The sequence below is a fragment of the Chryseotalea sanaruensis genome (assembly GCF_003990915.1).
Taxonomy (GTDB): Bacteria; Bacteroidota; Bacteroidia; order Cytophagales; family Cyclobacteriaceae; genus Chryseotalea; species Chryseotalea sanaruensis.
Genome location: NZ_BHXQ01000007.1, coordinates 1 through 16,113 on the forward strand (window position 1 = coordinate 1; position 16,113 = coordinate 16,113).

General features: G+C 36.5%; 18 protein-coding genes and 1 pseudogene. 13 read left to right on the plus strand and 6 right to left on the minus strand.

From position 1 onward, the window contains the following. The first annotated feature begins 312 nt into the window (after nucleotides 1–312). From SanaruYs_RS17085 to SanaruYs_RS17120, 8 genes are all read left to right on the plus strand, one after another. Entirely contained in the window at nucleotides 313–801 is a 489-nt protein-coding gene (locus tag SanaruYs_RS17085; protein WP_127123821.1) for an RNA polymerase sigma factor, read from the plus strand. An 894-nt stretch (nucleotides 802–1,695) separates the two neighbouring features. Continuing rightward, nucleotides 1,696–2,274: a GDP-mannose pyrophosphatase NudK gene (gene nudK / locus SanaruYs_RS17090; protein WP_127123822.1), complete on the plus strand. Its 579-nt coding sequence runs from the start codon at nucleotides 1,696–1,698 to the stop codon at nucleotides 2,272–2,274. A gap of 4 nt (nucleotides 2,275–2,278) precedes the next feature. After that, complete coding sequence (locus tag SanaruYs_RS17095) at nucleotides 2,279–2,641, plus strand: DUF4406 domain-containing protein (RefSeq protein WP_127123823.1); 363 nt, start codon at nucleotides 2,279–2,281, stop codon at nucleotides 2,639–2,641. A gap of 164 nt (nucleotides 2,642–2,805) precedes the next feature. Then, entirely contained in the window at nucleotides 2,806–4,701 is a 1,896-nt protein-coding gene (locus SanaruYs_RS17100; protein ID WP_127123824.1) for a tetratricopeptide repeat-containing sensor histidine kinase, read from the plus strand. A 399-nt stretch (nucleotides 4,702–5,100) separates the two neighbouring features. Next, nucleotides 5,101–5,970 carry a CPBP family intramembrane glutamic endopeptidase gene (locus SanaruYs_RS17105; protein WP_127123825.1) on the plus strand — a complete coding sequence of 290 codons (870 nt, stop codon included), beginning with the start codon at nucleotides 5,101–5,103 and terminating at the stop codon, nucleotides 5,968–5,970. Nucleotides 5,971–6,066: 96 nt separating this feature from the next. Further along, on the plus strand, nucleotides 6,067–7,203 hold the full coding sequence (locus tag SanaruYs_RS17110; protein WP_127123826.1) for a DUF998 domain-containing protein: 1,137 nt from the start codon (nucleotides 6,067–6,069) through the stop codon (nucleotides 7,201–7,203). Between the two features lie 199 nt (nucleotides 7,204–7,402). Further along, nucleotides 7,403–7,792 (plus strand): hypothetical protein, encoded by a 390-nt coding sequence (locus SanaruYs_RS17115; protein WP_127123827.1) that lies wholly within the window; start codon nucleotides 7,403–7,405, stop codon nucleotides 7,790–7,792. Nucleotides 7,793–8,045: 253 nt separating this feature from the next. Further along, nucleotides 8,046–8,777 carry a hypothetical protein gene (locus tag SanaruYs_RS17120; RefSeq protein ID WP_127123828.1) on the plus strand — a complete coding sequence of 244 codons (732 nt, stop codon included), beginning with the start codon at nucleotides 8,046–8,048 and terminating at the stop codon, nucleotides 8,775–8,777. 134 nt (nucleotides 8,778–8,911) lie between these two features. Here SanaruYs_RS17120 and SanaruYs_RS20150 read toward each other — a convergent pair. The 5 genes and pseudogenes from SanaruYs_RS20150 to SanaruYs_RS17140 all read right to left on the minus strand — a co-directional run. Further along, nucleotides 8,912–9,106, minus strand: a pseudogene (locus tag SanaruYs_RS20150) (IS110 family transposase); the annotation flags it as partial. Beyond that, nucleotides 9,075–9,674, minus strand: coding sequence for an integrase core domain-containing protein (locus SanaruYs_RS17125; RefSeq protein ID WP_127123829.1), 600 nt, complete (start codon nucleotides 9,672–9,674; stop codon nucleotides 9,075–9,077). The gene SanaruYs_RS17125 and the pseudogene SanaruYs_RS20150, both read right to left, overlap by 32 nt. Beyond that, a complete protein-coding gene (locus SanaruYs_RS17130) occupies nucleotides 9,674–9,880 on the minus strand; it encodes an IS3 family transposase (RefSeq protein WP_127123830.1) in 207 nt (68 codons plus the stop codon). Before SanaruYs_RS17130 ends, SanaruYs_RS17125 begins: the two co-directional genes overlap by 1 nt. Before the next feature lie 83 nt (nucleotides 9,881–9,963). Beyond that, nucleotides 9,964–10,299: a transposase gene (locus SanaruYs_RS17135; RefSeq protein ID WP_127123831.1), complete on the minus strand. Its 336-nt coding sequence runs from the start codon at nucleotides 10,297–10,299 to the stop codon at nucleotides 9,964–9,966. Between the two features lie 639 nt (nucleotides 10,300–10,938). Continuing rightward, entirely contained in the window at nucleotides 10,939–11,487 is a 549-nt protein-coding gene (locus SanaruYs_RS17140; RefSeq protein ID WP_127123832.1) for a hypothetical protein, read from the minus strand. Between the two features lie 351 nt (nucleotides 11,488–11,838). On the opposite strand from SanaruYs_RS17140, the gene SanaruYs_RS20515 reads away from it, so the two are divergent. The 5 genes from SanaruYs_RS20515 to SanaruYs_RS17165 all read left to right on the plus strand — a co-directional run bounded on the left by SanaruYs_RS20515 (nucleotide 11,839) and on the right by SanaruYs_RS17165 (nucleotide 15,664). Further along, on the plus strand, nucleotides 11,839–12,033 hold the full coding sequence (locus tag SanaruYs_RS20515; RefSeq protein WP_127123833.1) for a TlpA family protein disulfide reductase: 195 nt from the start codon (nucleotides 11,839–11,841) through the stop codon (nucleotides 12,031–12,033). Between the two features lie 9 nt (nucleotides 12,034–12,042). Continuing rightward, nucleotides 12,043–13,041 (plus strand): DUF3738 domain-containing protein, encoded by a 999-nt coding sequence (locus SanaruYs_RS17150; protein ID WP_370684892.1) that lies wholly within the window; start codon nucleotides 12,043–12,045, stop codon nucleotides 13,039–13,041. A gap of 271 nt (nucleotides 13,042–13,312) precedes the next feature. Further along, complete coding sequence (locus tag SanaruYs_RS17155; RefSeq protein ID WP_127123835.1) at nucleotides 13,313–14,035, plus strand: MoaF-related domain-containing protein; 723 nt, start codon at nucleotides 13,313–13,315, stop codon at nucleotides 14,033–14,035. 164 nt (nucleotides 14,036–14,199) lie between these two features. After that, entirely contained in the window at nucleotides 14,200–14,511 is a 312-nt protein-coding gene (locus tag SanaruYs_RS17160; RefSeq protein ID WP_127124079.1) for an outer membrane beta-barrel protein, read from the plus strand. 274 nt (nucleotides 14,512–14,785) lie between these two features. Beyond that, complete coding sequence (locus SanaruYs_RS17165) at nucleotides 14,786–15,664, plus strand: hypothetical protein (RefSeq protein ID WP_127123836.1); 879 nt, start codon at nucleotides 14,786–14,788, stop codon at nucleotides 15,662–15,664. A 198-nt stretch (nucleotides 15,665–15,862) separates the two neighbouring features. Here SanaruYs_RS17165 and SanaruYs_RS17170 read toward each other — a convergent pair whose 3' ends face one another. Continuing rightward, complete coding sequence (locus SanaruYs_RS17170; RefSeq protein WP_127123837.1) at nucleotides 15,863–16,075, minus strand: helix-turn-helix domain-containing protein; 213 nt, start codon at nucleotides 16,073–16,075, stop codon at nucleotides 15,863–15,865. Nucleotides 16,076–16,113: the final 38 nt, after the last annotated feature.

Consider the following 16,113-nt stretch of genomic DNA (forward strand, 5'->3'; position numbering starts at 1 on the left):
AGCAGTCGGACTGAATCGCTGGATAAGCCTCACAACTTGGTTGGCGGCATAGTGCTCCGGCTGCTTTTGTTTATAAAATTTAACGATTAATACCTTTACTTCAAATCATGGTTTGAATCTAAAGGTTGGGAGCAAGCCTCGGAGTCTATAGATAAGAAGCCCAAAATATTGGGTCGGCTATAGTGCGAGCGTAAAGTCTTCATGACTAACTTAATTATATAGAAAGATTTGCAATTGATAGAAAAAATCTAAGTCCTCTGTAATATTTTTGATTATTGAGAGTCAAAAGCTAAAAAAGCGGAAATATTATATATGGAGATTTTTAATGAGGAATTTTCCTCCATTTATCAGAATTACAACGCTAAAATAGCAAAGCTTTGCCTTGGGTATGCTCATTCAGTCGAAGAGGCTGAGGATCTCGTACAAGATACATTTTTATCTGCTTGGAAGCACTGGAGTAGTTTTCATGGCCACTCTTCACGCAAGACATGGATTTATAGAATCGCAATAAACAAATGTCTAACTCACATTAAAAAAAAGCATCAGCGATCAGATGCTATAAAAGAAATGGTTGAGCAGCCACATGCCTATAATGAAAAGGATGAGGCAATAAATCTTTTATATGACGCGATAAATAAACTAGAAAAGGTAGACAGGTTGCTAATCAGCATGTATCTTGATGAACTAGCTTACAGAGAAATTGCCGAAGTTCTTGGAATCAAAGAGAACACGGTAGCTGTTAAGATTCATCGTATAAAAATCCAACTCACTGAAATTTATAATCGAAATGAAAAACTTTAATGACATAAAAAGTATCTGGACTGAAAACGAGCCAGGCCCTGTTATATCCGCTCAATCTTTGAGGAAAAGAAAAAAGGGACAGCTCTCATTTTTGCAGAAAAAGTACTCGTTGAGCGCTATTGGTTTAATTGGATTTACAATGTTTGTTCTAGGGTTTGCATTTTTTAGGGACCGCGGTTTTATCTACGAACTGTCCTATACCGCGTTATTCCTGATTGCTGGATGTTCATTAATCATGGTGTTAGTTAATCTGCATAATGTTTTTTTACTTAGTAAAATACATGAGACACTTGCCCCGAAAGAATATTTAACACGATGGTACTTATTTTACACCTATCGGTTACGGTTTTTTAGATTCTATTCACCTGCTCTTTTTCTGATCCTTTGCGTATCCTTTTCACTTTATTTGCCGGAAATTTTAGGCTATTACCCAACAGCATACTATAAGGCGGGATTTGTACTATTTATTATAATAGTCTTCATTGGATATCACATGCTTGGCAAAAGATCTATACTGGAAGAAAAGATCAGACTCAACGAGCTGAATAATACAATTCGGATGTTATTTGAAGAATGAATTCAATCAAATAAAATTGTCACTTAAGCATATTTCTCTCATTGAACGTAAGGATATATTAAAAAGATTATTTGTCTTACTATAAATAAATATTTTTTGACCTTTTAGCTTGACATTAGAATTCATTAAAGATAAAGTGATGGTTATTAGATAGAACGGCCAGCGCCCAACAGCATGTTTCTGCAATGGTGCCGTGACGTATTGGTTTAAAGTTTTATCTTCGTTTAACGTTTCTCCACGTGGACAGGACGCGGCTTCGAAAAGGCACCACTGCAGAAACACAAACGTTAGTGTCAATTTAAAACAACACCCTACAAATGATAGACAACATAAAAATATTAGACACCAAAGTCCTTTCTGACAATTGGTATGTATTGAGAAAAATTACTTACGAATATTCAAAAAAGGATGGTACAAAACTGACTCAAAGTAGAGAAGCCTACGACAGAGGAAATGGAGCGACAATTTTGCTTTATAACAAAGAACAAAAAACTATTATTCTTACTAGACAATTTCGCCTTCCAACATTTGTAAATGGAAATGAAACTGGAATGTTAATTGAGGCTTGTGCAGGTTTATTGGACAAAGACAATGCTGAAGATTGTATTAGACGAGAAACTGAAGAAGAAACAGGATATAAAATTACAGAAGTACGAAAAATATTTGAAGCCTATATGTCGCCAGGTTCGGTGACAGAAATTTTGTACTTCTTTATTGCTGAGTATGCAAAAGAAATGAAAGTTAATGACGGTGGCGGTGTTGAACAAGAAGAAGAAAACATAGAAGTATTGGAGCTTGATATAGACGATGCAATGAAAATGATAGAAAGTGGAGAAATAAAGGACGGTAAAACAATAATGTTACTTCAATACATAAAACTTAACAAAATACTTTAAAATTATGATGATACTTATTGCAGGACCTTATCGTGGAGGAACAAATGACGACCCAGTTTTAATAAAGAAAAATTTAGACAAACTTGAATCTGTTGCATTGCCATTATTTCGTAAGGGGCATATTCCTATGATTGGAGAATGGGTTGCTTTACCCTTAATGCACTTAGCTGGTTCAAAAGAAATTGGGGACAGTATTTGGGACGAAATACAATATCCTGTTGCACATCGACTTCTTGAAAAGTGTGACGCAGTTCTTTGTCTTGAAGGAGAATCAAAGGGAGCAGACAATGACGTAAAAATTGCCAAAGAAAGAGGCTTAAAAATTTATTATAGTTTGGACGAAATTCCGGACTTGACACAGAAATAAACTGCCACTAACACTGTATAAGAGCAATAGCGAGTAAAGTGGTAAATTGAAGGTCTTTGCATTTAATAAACTTTTGTGGTAGCGGACAGGTAATCGCCTTGAAATACGCTACTGCTCTTATACTAAACGTTGCCAGATAGACAGAAAAAAATCGAACTGAGTAAATGAAAGTAACGCTGACTATATTTTTTACAGTAATACTACTCAATCAGACAATAAGTCAAGACCTTGATTCCCTTGAGCGTAAACTAAGCAGTAAGCTACTTACTACAAGTGATAGTATTGTTACGTTAAATTTGATAAGCAGAGGTTCGACTTTTATAAATCCTTTAAAGGCATTAAACTATGCTAATAAAGCATTAGAACTCTCGACAAAGGCAAATAATCTAATTGGAGCAGCCTATGCATATCGAAATCTGTCGAGCATACACTCATTTAACGAAAGTTACTTCATTAGTATGGAGTACTTACAACGAGCTCTAGATATTTTTACATTGAGTAACGACTCTACAGGAATTGCCAACTGCTATATTTCTATGGGGCATACTTACAGACGACTACAAAACAGAAAAGAAGAAGTACATTATCATTTAAAATCATTCATAATATTTAAAAGGCAAAATAATAAAGAAAGGATTGGTGTGACCGCTCACAATCTTGGAGAGAGTTACTATAATATTGGTGATTTAGTAAAAAGTCGACAGTTAACTCGATACGCCATAAAAATCAACGACTCGCTTGACAATAAATCAGTTCTATCCTCTTGTTATAAAGTAATGGGATTGATTGAGTTGAAAGAGGATAATCTTGTACTAGCTGAGGACTATTTCAAAAAAGTCATTGACTTAACAACTGAACTAGGGGAAAACTCTCAAAAAGTAGCAGCGGTTGAATCAATGATTCAACTTGCAACAGTTTACAAACTTAGAGGAGACTTAAACAACCAATTTAAATTTCTCTTAATGGCTGCAGACTTTAGTAATAAGAATGAGCTTGCAAGTTATTTACAGAAAACCTATAAGGAATTGATACTGTATTCATCTACAAAAAATGACCAGGAAGCTGTCACGAAATTCATTAGCTCTTACTTTACAATCAGTGATTCTTTAAATCAAAGACAACTCCACGACAGATACAGTTTAACAAAAAGCATAGTTCAAGTACATGAGCTATCAAAATCTAAAACTGAATTGGAAAAGAGCAGTCTGTTACAATTGCAGAAAATACAAAGCAGAAATACATTAATAATAATAATCACAATTACAGTAATTGTGTTGCTTTGGTTACTATTTAAATTCACCTGGCTAAATAAAAAACTAAAAATTCAGAATTCGATTATTGAAAATCAAAGGAACGATTTAGAAGTTTTAAATAATACAAAAGACAAGTTTTTTACTATTGTAGCTCATGATTTGAAAAGTCCTCTTAACTCCTTGAAGTCCTTTTCAAGTTTATTAATTGACCATTTTGACGACCTTAGTAAGGACGAGATCTTGACCATGAGCAAACAACTCCGAAACTCAATTGACAATACCGTTAAAATGGCCGACAACTTAATTACGTGGGCACAGATACAAATGCAAGATTATCAATTCCATGAAGAAACAATAAAAGTTAAGGACATTGTATCAAACATATGTGGTGTTTATCAAGAGGTAGCCTTAAAAAAAGGCATAAATATAAGCTACTCAGTTGAGGACTCTCTTACAATAAATGGTGATAAAAATCAAATAGAGTTCATAATTAGAAATCTTGTGAACAATGCTATTAAGTTCACACACAAAGACGGCCTCGTAAGTTTGACAGCTAAAACATTACCGGAAGGACAAGTACAAATATCCGTTTCAGATAATGGGGTCGGAATTTCTGATGAATTTAAAAGAAAATTATTTTCTATTGGCAAAAAACAAAGCACTAATGGGACAGCTGGAGAAAAGGGCACCGGATTAGGTCTTATGTTGAGCTACGAGTTCGCAAAACTTAACGGTGGACAGATTGACATTGAAAGCAATCTAGGCAAAGGGACAACATTTCACACAACTTTCAAAAGTGGAAATTAATAAATGACATTAGGGAATGCAACAACCGCTAACAAAGTGTATGCGCAATTGAAATTTGTTAGTTATTTTTAAAGGAAATTTAAACTGCGCATACACAAGCGTTGCCAGCATACTTTGGCTGTATCGGAACTTCAAACTGATACCAGAAAATAAGTGACATTTATCATCTCAAACTATGATCTGTGTCATAGCCCTAAAGTTAAAAATCTGTAATGTTTGCTACAAATATTTGTTGTTACATATTATCACTTTGCTATGAACTTTAAAAAGTCACTACTGTGCTTTTTGTAGTCTCGTCTTTTACACAGGCTTCGTTCAGTACTACTCGCAACCAATAATGGGCACTAATTTTTACTGTTGCTTAGGCATGGTAGAAGCTAAACAATGTAGGTAAGTACTATGAAAAATTTGATTATAAAATATCCCGTTGCAACTTACTACATACTGACATTTCTTATTTCTTGGGGAGGTCTTATACTGCTTATTGGTGGCCCAGGGAGAATTAATTCTCAGCAAACTAATGCTCCTTTTTTAAATCTGTATTTAATTACAGTAGCCGGTCCCATTATTTCAGGGGTTCTTTTAACCGGATTATATTATGGAAAGAAAGGTTACCGCGATTTTCTTTCCCGGTTGTTTAAATGGAGGGTACCTGTTAAATGGTATGCGATTGCACTAGTGATCGCTCCGCTTACGGTCTTTGCAGCACTTTTCGCTCTTTCATTATTTTCCCATGTATTTATGCCGGGTATATTCGAATCAGGGAATAACCCAATTGCTTCATCGTTTGGATTACCAGAAGGTAATAAAATAACCCTGGTATTGTTCGTTTTTATGCTTAGTCTTTTTAATGGCTTTGTCGAAGAACTTGGATGGACAGGATTTGCAACTCCGATACTTTTACGAAATCAAAATCTTTTCAAATCAGGTATTACGCTGGGCATCATGTGGGGATTGTGGCACTTGTTTTCAAATTATTTAGGAAGTGCTGATGCAGCGGGAAGTATCTCTTTGCTGGTATACCTGCCGGTAATGCTTTTCTCTTTTCTTCCACCTTTTAGAATTCTTATGATATGGGTTTACAGGCATACCGGAAGTTTATGGCTAGCAGTGCTGATGCATGCAAGCCTTGATATGTTCTGGATGCTTTCCATGCCGCTTTCTCTAACAGGAAAAGAACGGATAATTTGGTATACACTATGGGCTGTTGTGCTTTGGATCATTGTAATAATAATTGGCATAGTCGACAATAAAAAGAAAGTTGATTGAAATCACTTTTTATTAAACCAAACTCTTAAAGTTTCTGAATAGTATATAAAAGCATTTCAGACAGACAACTGAATTCGAATTGTAAAACTATAACTGATGGAAAAACGACCGCTAATAAAAAAAGAAGACAGCAGAAAAGAACGACCGGCACAAAAGATGGTTGCTCTACCTGGATGGCAGCGGATTACTTTACTGATTGTTCTTGGTTACGAAGGGGCAGGGTGCTTGCTGGGCGGAACCCTTCTCGTTGCGGCACCGGACGGCAGATACATGGACATGCCGACTACTATGATGCATGGTGTCTTCAGTGATTTCCTCATTCCCGGCATCATCCTCTTCGGATTGGGTATCCTGAACACGTTTGCTTTTTTTACAGTCCTTCGCAGAGCCGCTTCCGACTGGTTTATGGCGGGGCTTGCTTTAGGCGGACTATTTATTTGGTTTGTTGTAGAAATTATAATTCTACAGGAACTGCATTGGCTGCACGCCATGTGGGGAATTCCGGTTTTACTGGGATTGGTGGTCACTATTCCGTTGATTGTTTTGCGACATGATACAGCGATTATGCGAAAAGCTTTGCTCAGCTGTGGCATCCTTTCTTCATTATGGTATGTCGCCATAAATATTTTTGTTCCAATGATGTATGATGGATACAGCATGGCTTCTTTGACTGTAAGCGAATTGTCCGCAATAGGTGCTTCGACAAGAATAGTATGGGTGTTGCTTGCAATGCTGTATCTTCTGCTTTTGATTGCCTTTGGATGGGGCGTGCTGAAATCATCAGGACATAGCCGCCAACTGCGGATTGCAGGAAATTTAATTATTGCATACTGTATTATGAACTTCTACTGGCCACCGATGCATCAGCGCGAAGTAATCGCAGCGGGCGGAGGAACCCTGACGGACACCTTGCATATCATTTGGGCAATGATGACGCTTCTCTTCAATATGCTTCTAATGGGGTTCGGGGCAGCGGCCTTAGGGAAGCGGTTTCGCATTTATACCATCGCGACTTGGTTAGTCTTTATTGTATTCGGTATCTTGACCTTTATGGAATCACCCGGCATCGAAGCAAATCTACCAACGCCCCATATAGGTCTATGGGAACGCATCAACATGGGTGCTTTCTTGTTGTGGATAATTGTGTTCGCATTTGTACTTTTAAAGATCGAAAGATTATTTAATTCGATTAATGGCTCTGAGCATTTGGTGAATAGTAGCACGAACGCATAACAGCACATTTGCAATAGGCGGGGTTTGGTGCTTTGCAGACAGTTTAGTAGTAATAGAAGGTGTTGTGCTCCGCATCAACATTTGTGGTGAAATCCCGCCCATCGCAAATCTGCAAAACGTTAGGGGCAATAGTATGGAAAAATTTATGATACGATTCATTTTGATTCTTTTGACGTTTGACCTTTTCAGTTGTCCTGCAATGGAGAAGAAAATAATCGTTGACAATGAATCAATTCAACAATTTGACACGGCCGACAAAGAACCAGTATTCAGCGGACGTCCCATCTCATTTTATTTAACACACAAACAAATCCCTCAAGTTTACAAGGACTTGTATAATGGGAAAAGGCAACCAGCTGACGATGAGGACACCTTGCCTTTATTGGACAGCATGTTTACCTCAAATACTGAAATTAAGCCATTTTATTTTTCAACCATTACTCGGACAATGGAAAAGACTGATGGTGCTTATACCGAGCCACTGGGAATGATGGAGAAACATTTTGTTGAAAAGAAGGCAAAGGAGTTTGTGGATTACTATATAAATAATTCGTTTTTGACGGACAAGGACTTGGAAGAATGGGCATAGACTGTTGCAGGAGAAATTCAAATATCAGCAGAAGGACAAGAGAAAGAAGAACTAGAAAGGTTAAAAGCAAAAAATGAAATTCAGCTGTGACAATTGTAACGGACGACAAAGTAAAGTAATAGTAAACTTCCTTGAGAAAGTGAAATACTACTGCCCCTAATAAAATGTATAAGAGATGGTGTTGACAAGGAGGGATATTTTTTTATTTTTACTCAGCGCCACCAATTATACATAAACGTTACCTACCATTTAAATGAAGTTAGAAGAAGCTATAGAAAATTTGTATCAAGTATTTTCAAAATACACAACCTCTGATATGTATTATTGTGACTGTGGCTGTATTGATGAAAATGACGTGAAAAAATTGGCTTCAAAGAAACTGCGAGAACTTGGAGAAGACGACTTTAGTTCCTATCATGGAAGTGCGCTTTATACTTGGGGAGATATTGAACATTATAAACACTTCTTGCCGAGAATTTTAGAAGTCCATAACGAAAAAAACGGAAAAGGACTTATTGGACTTTTTGAAATTATTTCAAAACTAGAATATGCAGAATGGGAAAAATGGGAAAGTAATGAAATTAAAGCGATTAAAGACTTCATTTTTGCTGATTGGAATAGCTTTATTAACAAACAGAATTCAGAAATTGGGACAGATGACATTCAATATTATTCCTTCTTTTTTAAACCAGAAAACCTTTTCGGTATTTGGGACTTGACGAAGAATGGAAATAGCTTTAAAAACTTCGTGAAATTCTTCTATTATAATGGAACTGAAATAATAAATAAAGGACTGAAAATCAAAGACAAGATTTATGATAAAGAGTTCCTGAATTTACTAAACCAGTCTGAGCTATTGGATAAATTAGAAATCGAATTCTTTAAAGCAGACGAAGTAGATAAAGACTATGCAGAAAAAATTTCGATTGTAACACAAATGATTGAACAAGAAAAAACGGTAGGTAACAATGTATATAAAAAATAGGCTAGACATTGGTAAATTCAAGGGATTTAACTCCTATCTAATCTAACTTTGTGCTTAACAGAAAGTTTAGTGCTTCGAAATCGCCTACTTTTCAGATACTAACCGATATCTATGATTAAAAAAAGTTTTTCTAACTATTTTTTTAATTCTGGTGTGTAAGGTGTTCCACGATTCACAACAGCTACAATTCTGTGCAACAGTTTGTTTCGAACAGCATTGATCACCGACATTTTGTTTTTGCCTTCTTTCACCTTTCGTTCATAATATTCTTTAAGTTCCGGATTGTGATGTGCGCTACTAATGGCAGCCATATGTAGCACTTTCTTCAGGTTGTACTAACCCCCTATAAGTTGGACAGGAAAAACCTAGTGACCATTTCTGATGAGGAGTTATCCGACCAAGTTTTCTGTGCTTCCGTTCATAGTTGTACCATTGCATGTATTTTTCAATGTGCTGTTTGGTTTCGTAGAAGCTGCTAAATTCAAACCGGTCGATGAGTTCACGTTGAAGAATGCTGTGAAAGGCTTCGATGTATGTATTCTCTTCAGGAGTAGCTATATGTGTAAATTCCTGCTTTGCCTCCAGCTGCACCAGAAAGCTTCGGGCCTGATTGGCAAGAAATTGTGAGCCGTTATCATTTCGGATAATCACTCCCTTGAGATTATAAATCATGTAGAGCCATCGAAACATATTGATCATATTTGCTTTACGAACACTCTTCTGAAAAATCCAGTGCAAAATCTTTCGACTGAACGCATTCATGATTGACAGCAGGTAGTACCATCGTCCTTCACCCTGCACCCATACGTACTTGATGTCAAGACAGAGATATTCTAATGGCTGTGTAGCCAGTATTTTCCGATACTGATCCCAATTGCGTTTACCGCTGGTTCGGATTACTTTCCCAAGAGAAGCTTATGAACGTCCATGATTCGATAAGTTTTCTTATGGTTGATCAGATAACCTAATGCCTTAAGATCATCATTAATGGATTGATATCCAAAGGCATTATACGAGCCACTGAACAAGATTTTGATCTTATCAACCACTTCTTCATTGGTCATGAGCACCCCATGATAAAGTGTATGTGTACTGGGTTTCATGCCTCGTTGTCCAATGTGGCTTATAAGAAAATGTGCTACGCGGTAATTGCAGCCACCTCGAAAGTAATTGAATCGGTGCACGATCAGAAAATCGTTTGATCAGCATTACTTTTTCTTGGGTTGGATAGGAGTTTTTTTTTTAGAAGCACTGACTTTACTTCTATCTCAAGAGCTTGCCTAGCGATGATTCGTTTCAATCTCTCATTCTCCTCTTCCAAAGCGCGAACCTCTGGATCTACTCGCTTATAGGCAGGCTTGAGTCCTTCTGCCCCCTTTGCCAAATACCGTTGCTTCCACTTCGATAACAAGGCTGGTGACAAATTATACTTGCGACATGTCTCCATGTAGCCTTCTCGTTCTGCTTCCTGAAAAAGGCTTAATCGCTCTTCTGGTGTGAATGATCTTTTTCCTCCTGGCATATTTCCCAAATTTAACTGCTACAAATCTGTTTTCAGATTCTTGTCCAGTCTTATAGGGGGTTAGTACAACCACAGTCCATCAACCACAAGAATACTGGAGTGGTGACTTGACCAAAAAGAACGAAGGAAATCCCATCGGAGCGCTGTTTATAGAAAACCATGTTGCCGGAATCTTTATTATTTCGGCTTGTTGGCTTATCCTCATAGCCCTGCTAGGGTATTATCTACCCCGAAAGGTCAGCAAAATATTTTTACTGTTTTGCTTAATGGCCCATAGCTATGGAGCATCCACATGGTTATATTATCTATACGGATTTTGGTATGTCATGGCATTCATCCTGTTCAACGCTATACGCTACAAAATCCTCGACAATCTTGTAGACAATAAAAACCTATTGCAAGAGCACATACAGCGTAAATAACTTTTGACTGCCTTCCTATCCTGGCAAATTTTTCTTAGCGCTCAATCATCTGATCAGCAAATCAAACAAAATGGGCATTAAAAAATATGAGTATCCCCTATGATTGGGATTAATGATTTAGTTTGCCTTAACCTGACGGCTATGCTTACAAACGAGGGCACTAGGTAAAAAAACCTGTCGGCCGGAGCAAACAGGTTTTTTATGTGTTGGTGGTCGGTTATTTAGCGCCAACCTGAATAGTACTAGTCATGGTAAAAGTTATGGTGTAATCCATTGAACCTGATGCATCTCCACTTAATTCAATATCCATAACAGTATTAGATGAGTAGTCCAGTATCCAGTCTTCAATGGCTCTGCGCAGCTCATTTGTGAACTCTGGGGTAAAACCGTTTAACTGGTCCTGAAGCGTAGCACCATTAACAGCAAGTCCTATTCCGCTAAAGTCTGCTTCAAAACTAAGATATACATTGGTAGGAACGGCACTGCCTCCGGTTAAATTATCAACTACATCAAAAGTTAATGTTACAACTTTAAATTCCTTCATTTTATCGCGGTTCTCATTAAATTCATCAGATGCGATATCTACAGGTTCTGTCTTGGTGAAAGGACCTGCTTCGGAGGTGCTTATTCTGATGGTTTTGGTAACCTCAGTTGGCACATCAATTGTAATCTCATCAGATAGATCTTCGCAAGAAAGTGCAGTTAAACTGAGTGTAGCAGTAAGTAATAGTGCGTAAGTAAATAGTTTCTTCAAATTGTTTATCATTTTTCTTCAGATTAAAACCTGCGGAAAAATATACAGCACACGAAAAAATTTGAACAATTATTTGATGAATGGTTTTGAAAAAGCGCTCCCTCCTAACCATCGTTTGTAACGAAGGCACGTTGTGCAGGTAATAGTTTACAGTGCATGCCTGAGCGATGACCTAACCCTCGTTAGTAATGTGTCAAAGCAGTAAAGAATAGGAGCTCACACAATGAAATTTGGTTGAGGCGGCAGAGTTAAAAATAAAAAATGCTAAATTATTTAGCCTTAATGTATTAATTTTAGTTGATACTTTGTAGAGATAAAGTAAATACCAATAGGCTAAGGTTGGGAACAATTAAAAAAAACGAAATGAAAAGAATTCTTCTACTTCCATTTATTATTTTTTCTTTAACCTCTTGCAAGGACGAAAGCTCCATCGCTGAAATTGGTAAACCAGTACCCGATTACACGTTCAGCCATATTCTAAATAGCAAAGAGGAACAACTATCCTTAAGCGATTTAAAAGGCAAGCCCGTCATCCTGGAATTTTGGGCGACCTGGTGAGGGCCCTGTATTCCTGCCATGAAAAAATTGGATAGTTTACAAAATCAATTTGGCGATCAGATTGAGATTATTACCATCTCATCCGAAAATCAAAAGCGATTAGAAAAGTTTATAGAAAGTTATAAAACTTCCTTGCGCATTGCTTCAGATACAGCACACACTAAAAATTTCATCTACAAAATCATTCCGCACACAATTTTAATCGATAAAAACGGAATTGTAAGGGCCATCACCAGTCCGGAAAATATCGACAGAAAGGTAATTGAAAATTTGCTGGCCGATAAGGACATTGCCTTGGAAGTAAAGGATGATTTTTATATTAATCCTGAATTAAAAGTTGAGACTATTAAAACAATCGCCAATGCTGATTACAGGATTGAACTAAAAAGTTACGATCAGGAAAAGCGAGGTGGCTCAAGACCCTTAAAAGATACTGAAGGGAATATCAATGGTATTGAGATGTGGAATAGTCCGATTCCAAGACTTTACCAGACCTTGTTTAATGTACCCTCACCGAAGAGAATGATTTTTAAAGATAGCTTAACAGAAGATGATTTTCCTTATGAAAAAGCGCATCAGTACAATTTTACAATTCAGGTTTCTGACAAGTACCAGGAAAATTGGAGAGCGCTTGGTGTTGAGTTTCTGAATGAACATTTTGATGTCAATGCAAAAATGGGGCTTGATTCATTAATGTGCTATGTATTAAAAAATACCAACAATTTGCTTAAGCCCTCTGAAGCCGAATCGACTGAATTCATGTTTATGGGCCCGGTGCTACAATCTAAAAAAATTAAAATGTCTCGATTAGCAGATTATCTGGAAAATTTCACCTCGATCCCTGTTGTAGATCAAACAAATCTTCTTGGCGAATATGATATTGCGTTGGAATGGCAAGCGGAAGACCCGAAAACAATTCATGTTGAATTAAAAAAATATGGCCTTGAGTTAATCCGATCAGAAGAGAAATTGCCCGTTGAAATTATGGAGATCTATAAAAAGAAATAAATACCATCGCCAATAGAATGCCTCACCCTCGCTTGTAAGGTAGGCGCTGAGTACAGCGATCAGGAGTCCTTTAACCAACACTCCTGGTCTCGAAAAACAAGCGATTTAAGCAATATATATACATGCATTTTTAGCTCGCTCCAGGCATTGTAAAGTTTTTTAGGGAGATTTTATATAAGTGATATACATACAACGTATGTACATACACATACCTTGGCAGTTGTTGTAGAGCGGCAACAACAAACCGGAAAAGGAAAAAGAACTAAACAAAATGAGTGATTTAAAAAACAAAAAATTACTGCAAGATATCTTTGCTGAGTTATCGAAAGGAAATGATAGCCTCTTCATTGAAACTATGGCAGATGAAATGAAATGGATATGGATGGGCTCTGGTCAGTGGTCAAAGACTTTTAACGGTAAAAGTGAAGTACTTGGTGAGCTCTGGACTGCTATACGCCAGACCTTGAAGCCTCCCTACAAAGTTTTTGCAAACAACTTTATCGCGGAAGGTAATTATGTTACCGTGGAAGCAGTTGGACAAAATTCAACACCTGATGGAAAGATCTACCAAAATAAATATTGCTGGATATGCAAAATTATAGATGGCAAAATTTATGAATTGAGAGAATATATGGATACAGACTTGGTAACAAAGACGTTTACAGAAAAGTATGTTAAAATTATAGGTGAGAAATTCAGGGTTGACTTTGGAATGGCAAAAGCAATACTTTATTTCCAGAGTGAAACATCAATGCAATTTACAATTACCGAAAAGGACGGTAAGCCATACGAAGAAGTAGAAACTGTTGAAATAGAATTAACTGAAATTAGACCTAATTTGTACATAACAACCTGGAAAGAAAGAAATCAAAACACCGTCACACAGATTCAAGATTTTAACAAAGGGATTGTCTATTCAAACTGGACTTTACCAAGTGGGGAATTCATTAATGAAAAAGGATCTATTTTATCAATAGATAAGGATACTGAATGATAAAGAAACAAAGAACCGCCAACAATGTATCTGCAAATAAGCTTCATAGTAGTCTTTTAAAGTAGTAACCCGCTTCAAATTTTGTGTACTTGATAGCGGATTACCTCGGATTCGTCTACTTTGCATATACTCACATTTACCGGTAATTTTACCAGACACAAACAATTAAACAAACTTACGCGTTATGGTTAAGTCCTGTAATCATTGGACAATTTACCATAAATAATAAGTGGAAAACGGCAATTCGGGGAGAGTATTATCATGATGAGATAGGCATTATCATTCCAATTAACGGTTTTCGAACAACAGGAATTTCATTAAATTTTGATTACTCTCCTGTACAAACTATCATTTGCAGACTTGAAGGGCGTTGGTTAAACGGTAAAGGCGGAATATTTGAAACTAACATTGCCCCAACAAGTAACAACTTTATTATTGGGATATCAATTGCTGTTAGATTTTCTGAGGCATTATAATCACTACTTAACTCGAATAAACTTTTCTAGTTAACACTAGAAGCGCTACTGTATTTTAAAAAATGGTGCAAAAATAACAGGTGATAAAAAGCGCTATTATGAATGATGTGTTGTGTAGCCCCCCTACCCACAACGCAAGTTTCATCTCCTACCATGTAATGGTTTGCCAATTGCGAGCAAATTACTAAATTCGTTTAGAACGTGTTCTGCTATCTGACACCTATGTAGTCGACCGTTAGTGGCAATTTTGGTAAGGCAACTCAGTTACAATAAAATGGATTCAGCATTAGAACTAAAAATTGGAATTGATAACGGTTACCACTTTTCCAATAAAGAGATTCTTGACAAACTTCAAAACTCAGAACTTGTAGGCAAACTAATTGCCGATATGCCTGTAACACCACTAGCAATTGTCTGGCGACTGATTTGTATTAGCGAAATACCTTTTAGCAACAAACTGGATTATACACAAAAACTTATTGAAATAGTTTACTCGAAACTTGCAACGCCTTATGGCTTTTCATTAAGTCGCGATGAGAAAATGTTTTTACCATGTTACAATGCAATGGTTGTTTCTGCATTATGTCGTTTAGGGAGAGCAAATGATAGACAAGTTAAAAATGCAGTTGATTGGATTAACTCAAATCAACCCATGGAAAGAGGAATAAAGGTGGATTTACCAAACTTTAACTTTGATAGATATGGAGGTTGCTTCAAAAAGACTCCTTGCTATATTGGTTTAGCCAAATCCGTTTTTGCTTTACAAGACTTTAAAGAACAAACAAAGAAGAAAGAACATGAGACTCAATTACAGAAAGGTATTTCATATTTACTTGAACATAAATTTTTTAAGCGTCTAAGTAAAGACGAACCAATTAATAAACATATAACCGACATATCATTCCCGGAAACATATCACCTTAACTCTCTCGAATTATTAAGGTTTGCAAAAAAAGCAAATCTATTAGCTAATAAAAAAACAACTGACTTAATTTCACATATCGAAAAACGAAAAACAAAAGACGGGAAATGGAAAAACAACTTTAACTACAAAGCAGAAGGTTACGTGGCTTTCGATAGTGGAAAAAAAACAAGTGACTGGACCACCCATTTAATAAACGAGATTTTGAAGAACAAGAAAAACAGTCACTAATATTGTGCGTGAAGTAGAACTTGTCTCATCTTTAAAATGACGGTTCTAGTTTAATAACTGAAATCAACAAATCCATCAACTATAAATCAGTACATATCTAGAAAAAAAGAATTACAATAAGCTTCTTACATTAAAGATACACTACTCTAATATTCCGTAGAAAAGCATCGAAGTCAAAACAGGTTTTAGAGTTTTTGCTTAACTATTCAATAATTCTCTAGGGTTAACTTTCAGAATCTTGGCTATCTCAAAAAGTCTGGAAAGTGTTGGTTGGCGGTTATTGTTAACATAGCGTGTTATTGTTTGAAAATCCAAATCCAATTGTTCAGCCAGCCAGATTTGCGATTTACCACGATCTTCCAATACTTCACTCAGTCGGTTCAACACCACTTTTTCTTTAAGTATTTCCATTCAATAAAGTCTTATTAATTCCGATCAAGCTCTTCGTT

Coding starts and splice junctions, on each gene's coding strand:
- SanaruYs_RS17095 (WP_127123823.1), top strand. CDS start 2,279: ATGATGATACTTATTGCAGGACCTTATCGTGGAGGAACAAATGACGAC.
- SanaruYs_RS17115 (WP_127123827.1), top strand. CDS start 7,403: ATGGAGAAGAAAATAATCGTTGACAATGAATCAATTCAACAATTTGAC.
- SanaruYs_RS17165 (WP_127123836.1), top strand. CDS start 14,786: ATGGATTCAGCATTAGAACTAAAAATTGGAATTGATAACGGTTACCAC.
- SanaruYs_RS17170 (WP_127123837.1), bottom strand. CDS start 16,075: ATGGAAATACTTAAAGAAAAAGTGGTGTTGAACCGACTGAGTGAAGTA.
- SanaruYs_RS20515 (WP_127123833.1), top strand. CDS start 11,839: ATGAAAAGAATTCTTCTACTTCCATTTATTATTTTTTCTTTAACCTCT.
- SanaruYs_RS17155 (WP_127123835.1), top strand. CDS start 13,313: ATGAGTGATTTAAAAAACAAAAAATTACTGCAAGATATCTTTGCTGAG.
- SanaruYs_RS17130 (WP_127123830.1), bottom strand. CDS start 9,880: ATGAAACCCAGTACACATACACTTTATCATGGGGTGCTCATGACCAAT.
- SanaruYs_RS17085 (WP_127123821.1), top strand. CDS start 313: ATGGAGATTTTTAATGAGGAATTTTCCTCCATTTATCAGAATTACAAC.
- SanaruYs_RS17120 (WP_127123828.1), top strand. CDS start 8,046: ATGAAGTTAGAAGAAGCTATAGAAAATTTGTATCAAGTATTTTCAAAA.
- SanaruYs_RS17100 (WP_127123824.1), top strand. CDS start 2,806: ATGAAAGTAACGCTGACTATATTTTTTACAGTAATACTACTCAATCAG.
- nudK (WP_127123822.1), top strand. CDS start 1,696: ATGATAGACAACATAAAAATATTAGACACCAAAGTCCTTTCTGACAAT.
- SanaruYs_RS17105 (WP_127123825.1), top strand. CDS start 5,101: ATGAAAAATTTGATTATAAAATATCCCGTTGCAACTTACTACATACTG.
- SanaruYs_RS17110 (WP_127123826.1), top strand. CDS start 6,067: ATGGAAAAACGACCGCTAATAAAAAAAGAAGACAGCAGAAAAGAACGA.
- SanaruYs_RS17140 (WP_127123832.1), bottom strand. CDS start 11,487: ATGATAAACAATTTGAAGAAACTATTTACTTACGCACTATTACTTACT.
- SanaruYs_RS17135 (WP_127123831.1), bottom strand. CDS start 10,299: ATGCCAGGAGGAAAAAGATCATTCACACCAGAAGAGCGATTAAGCCTT.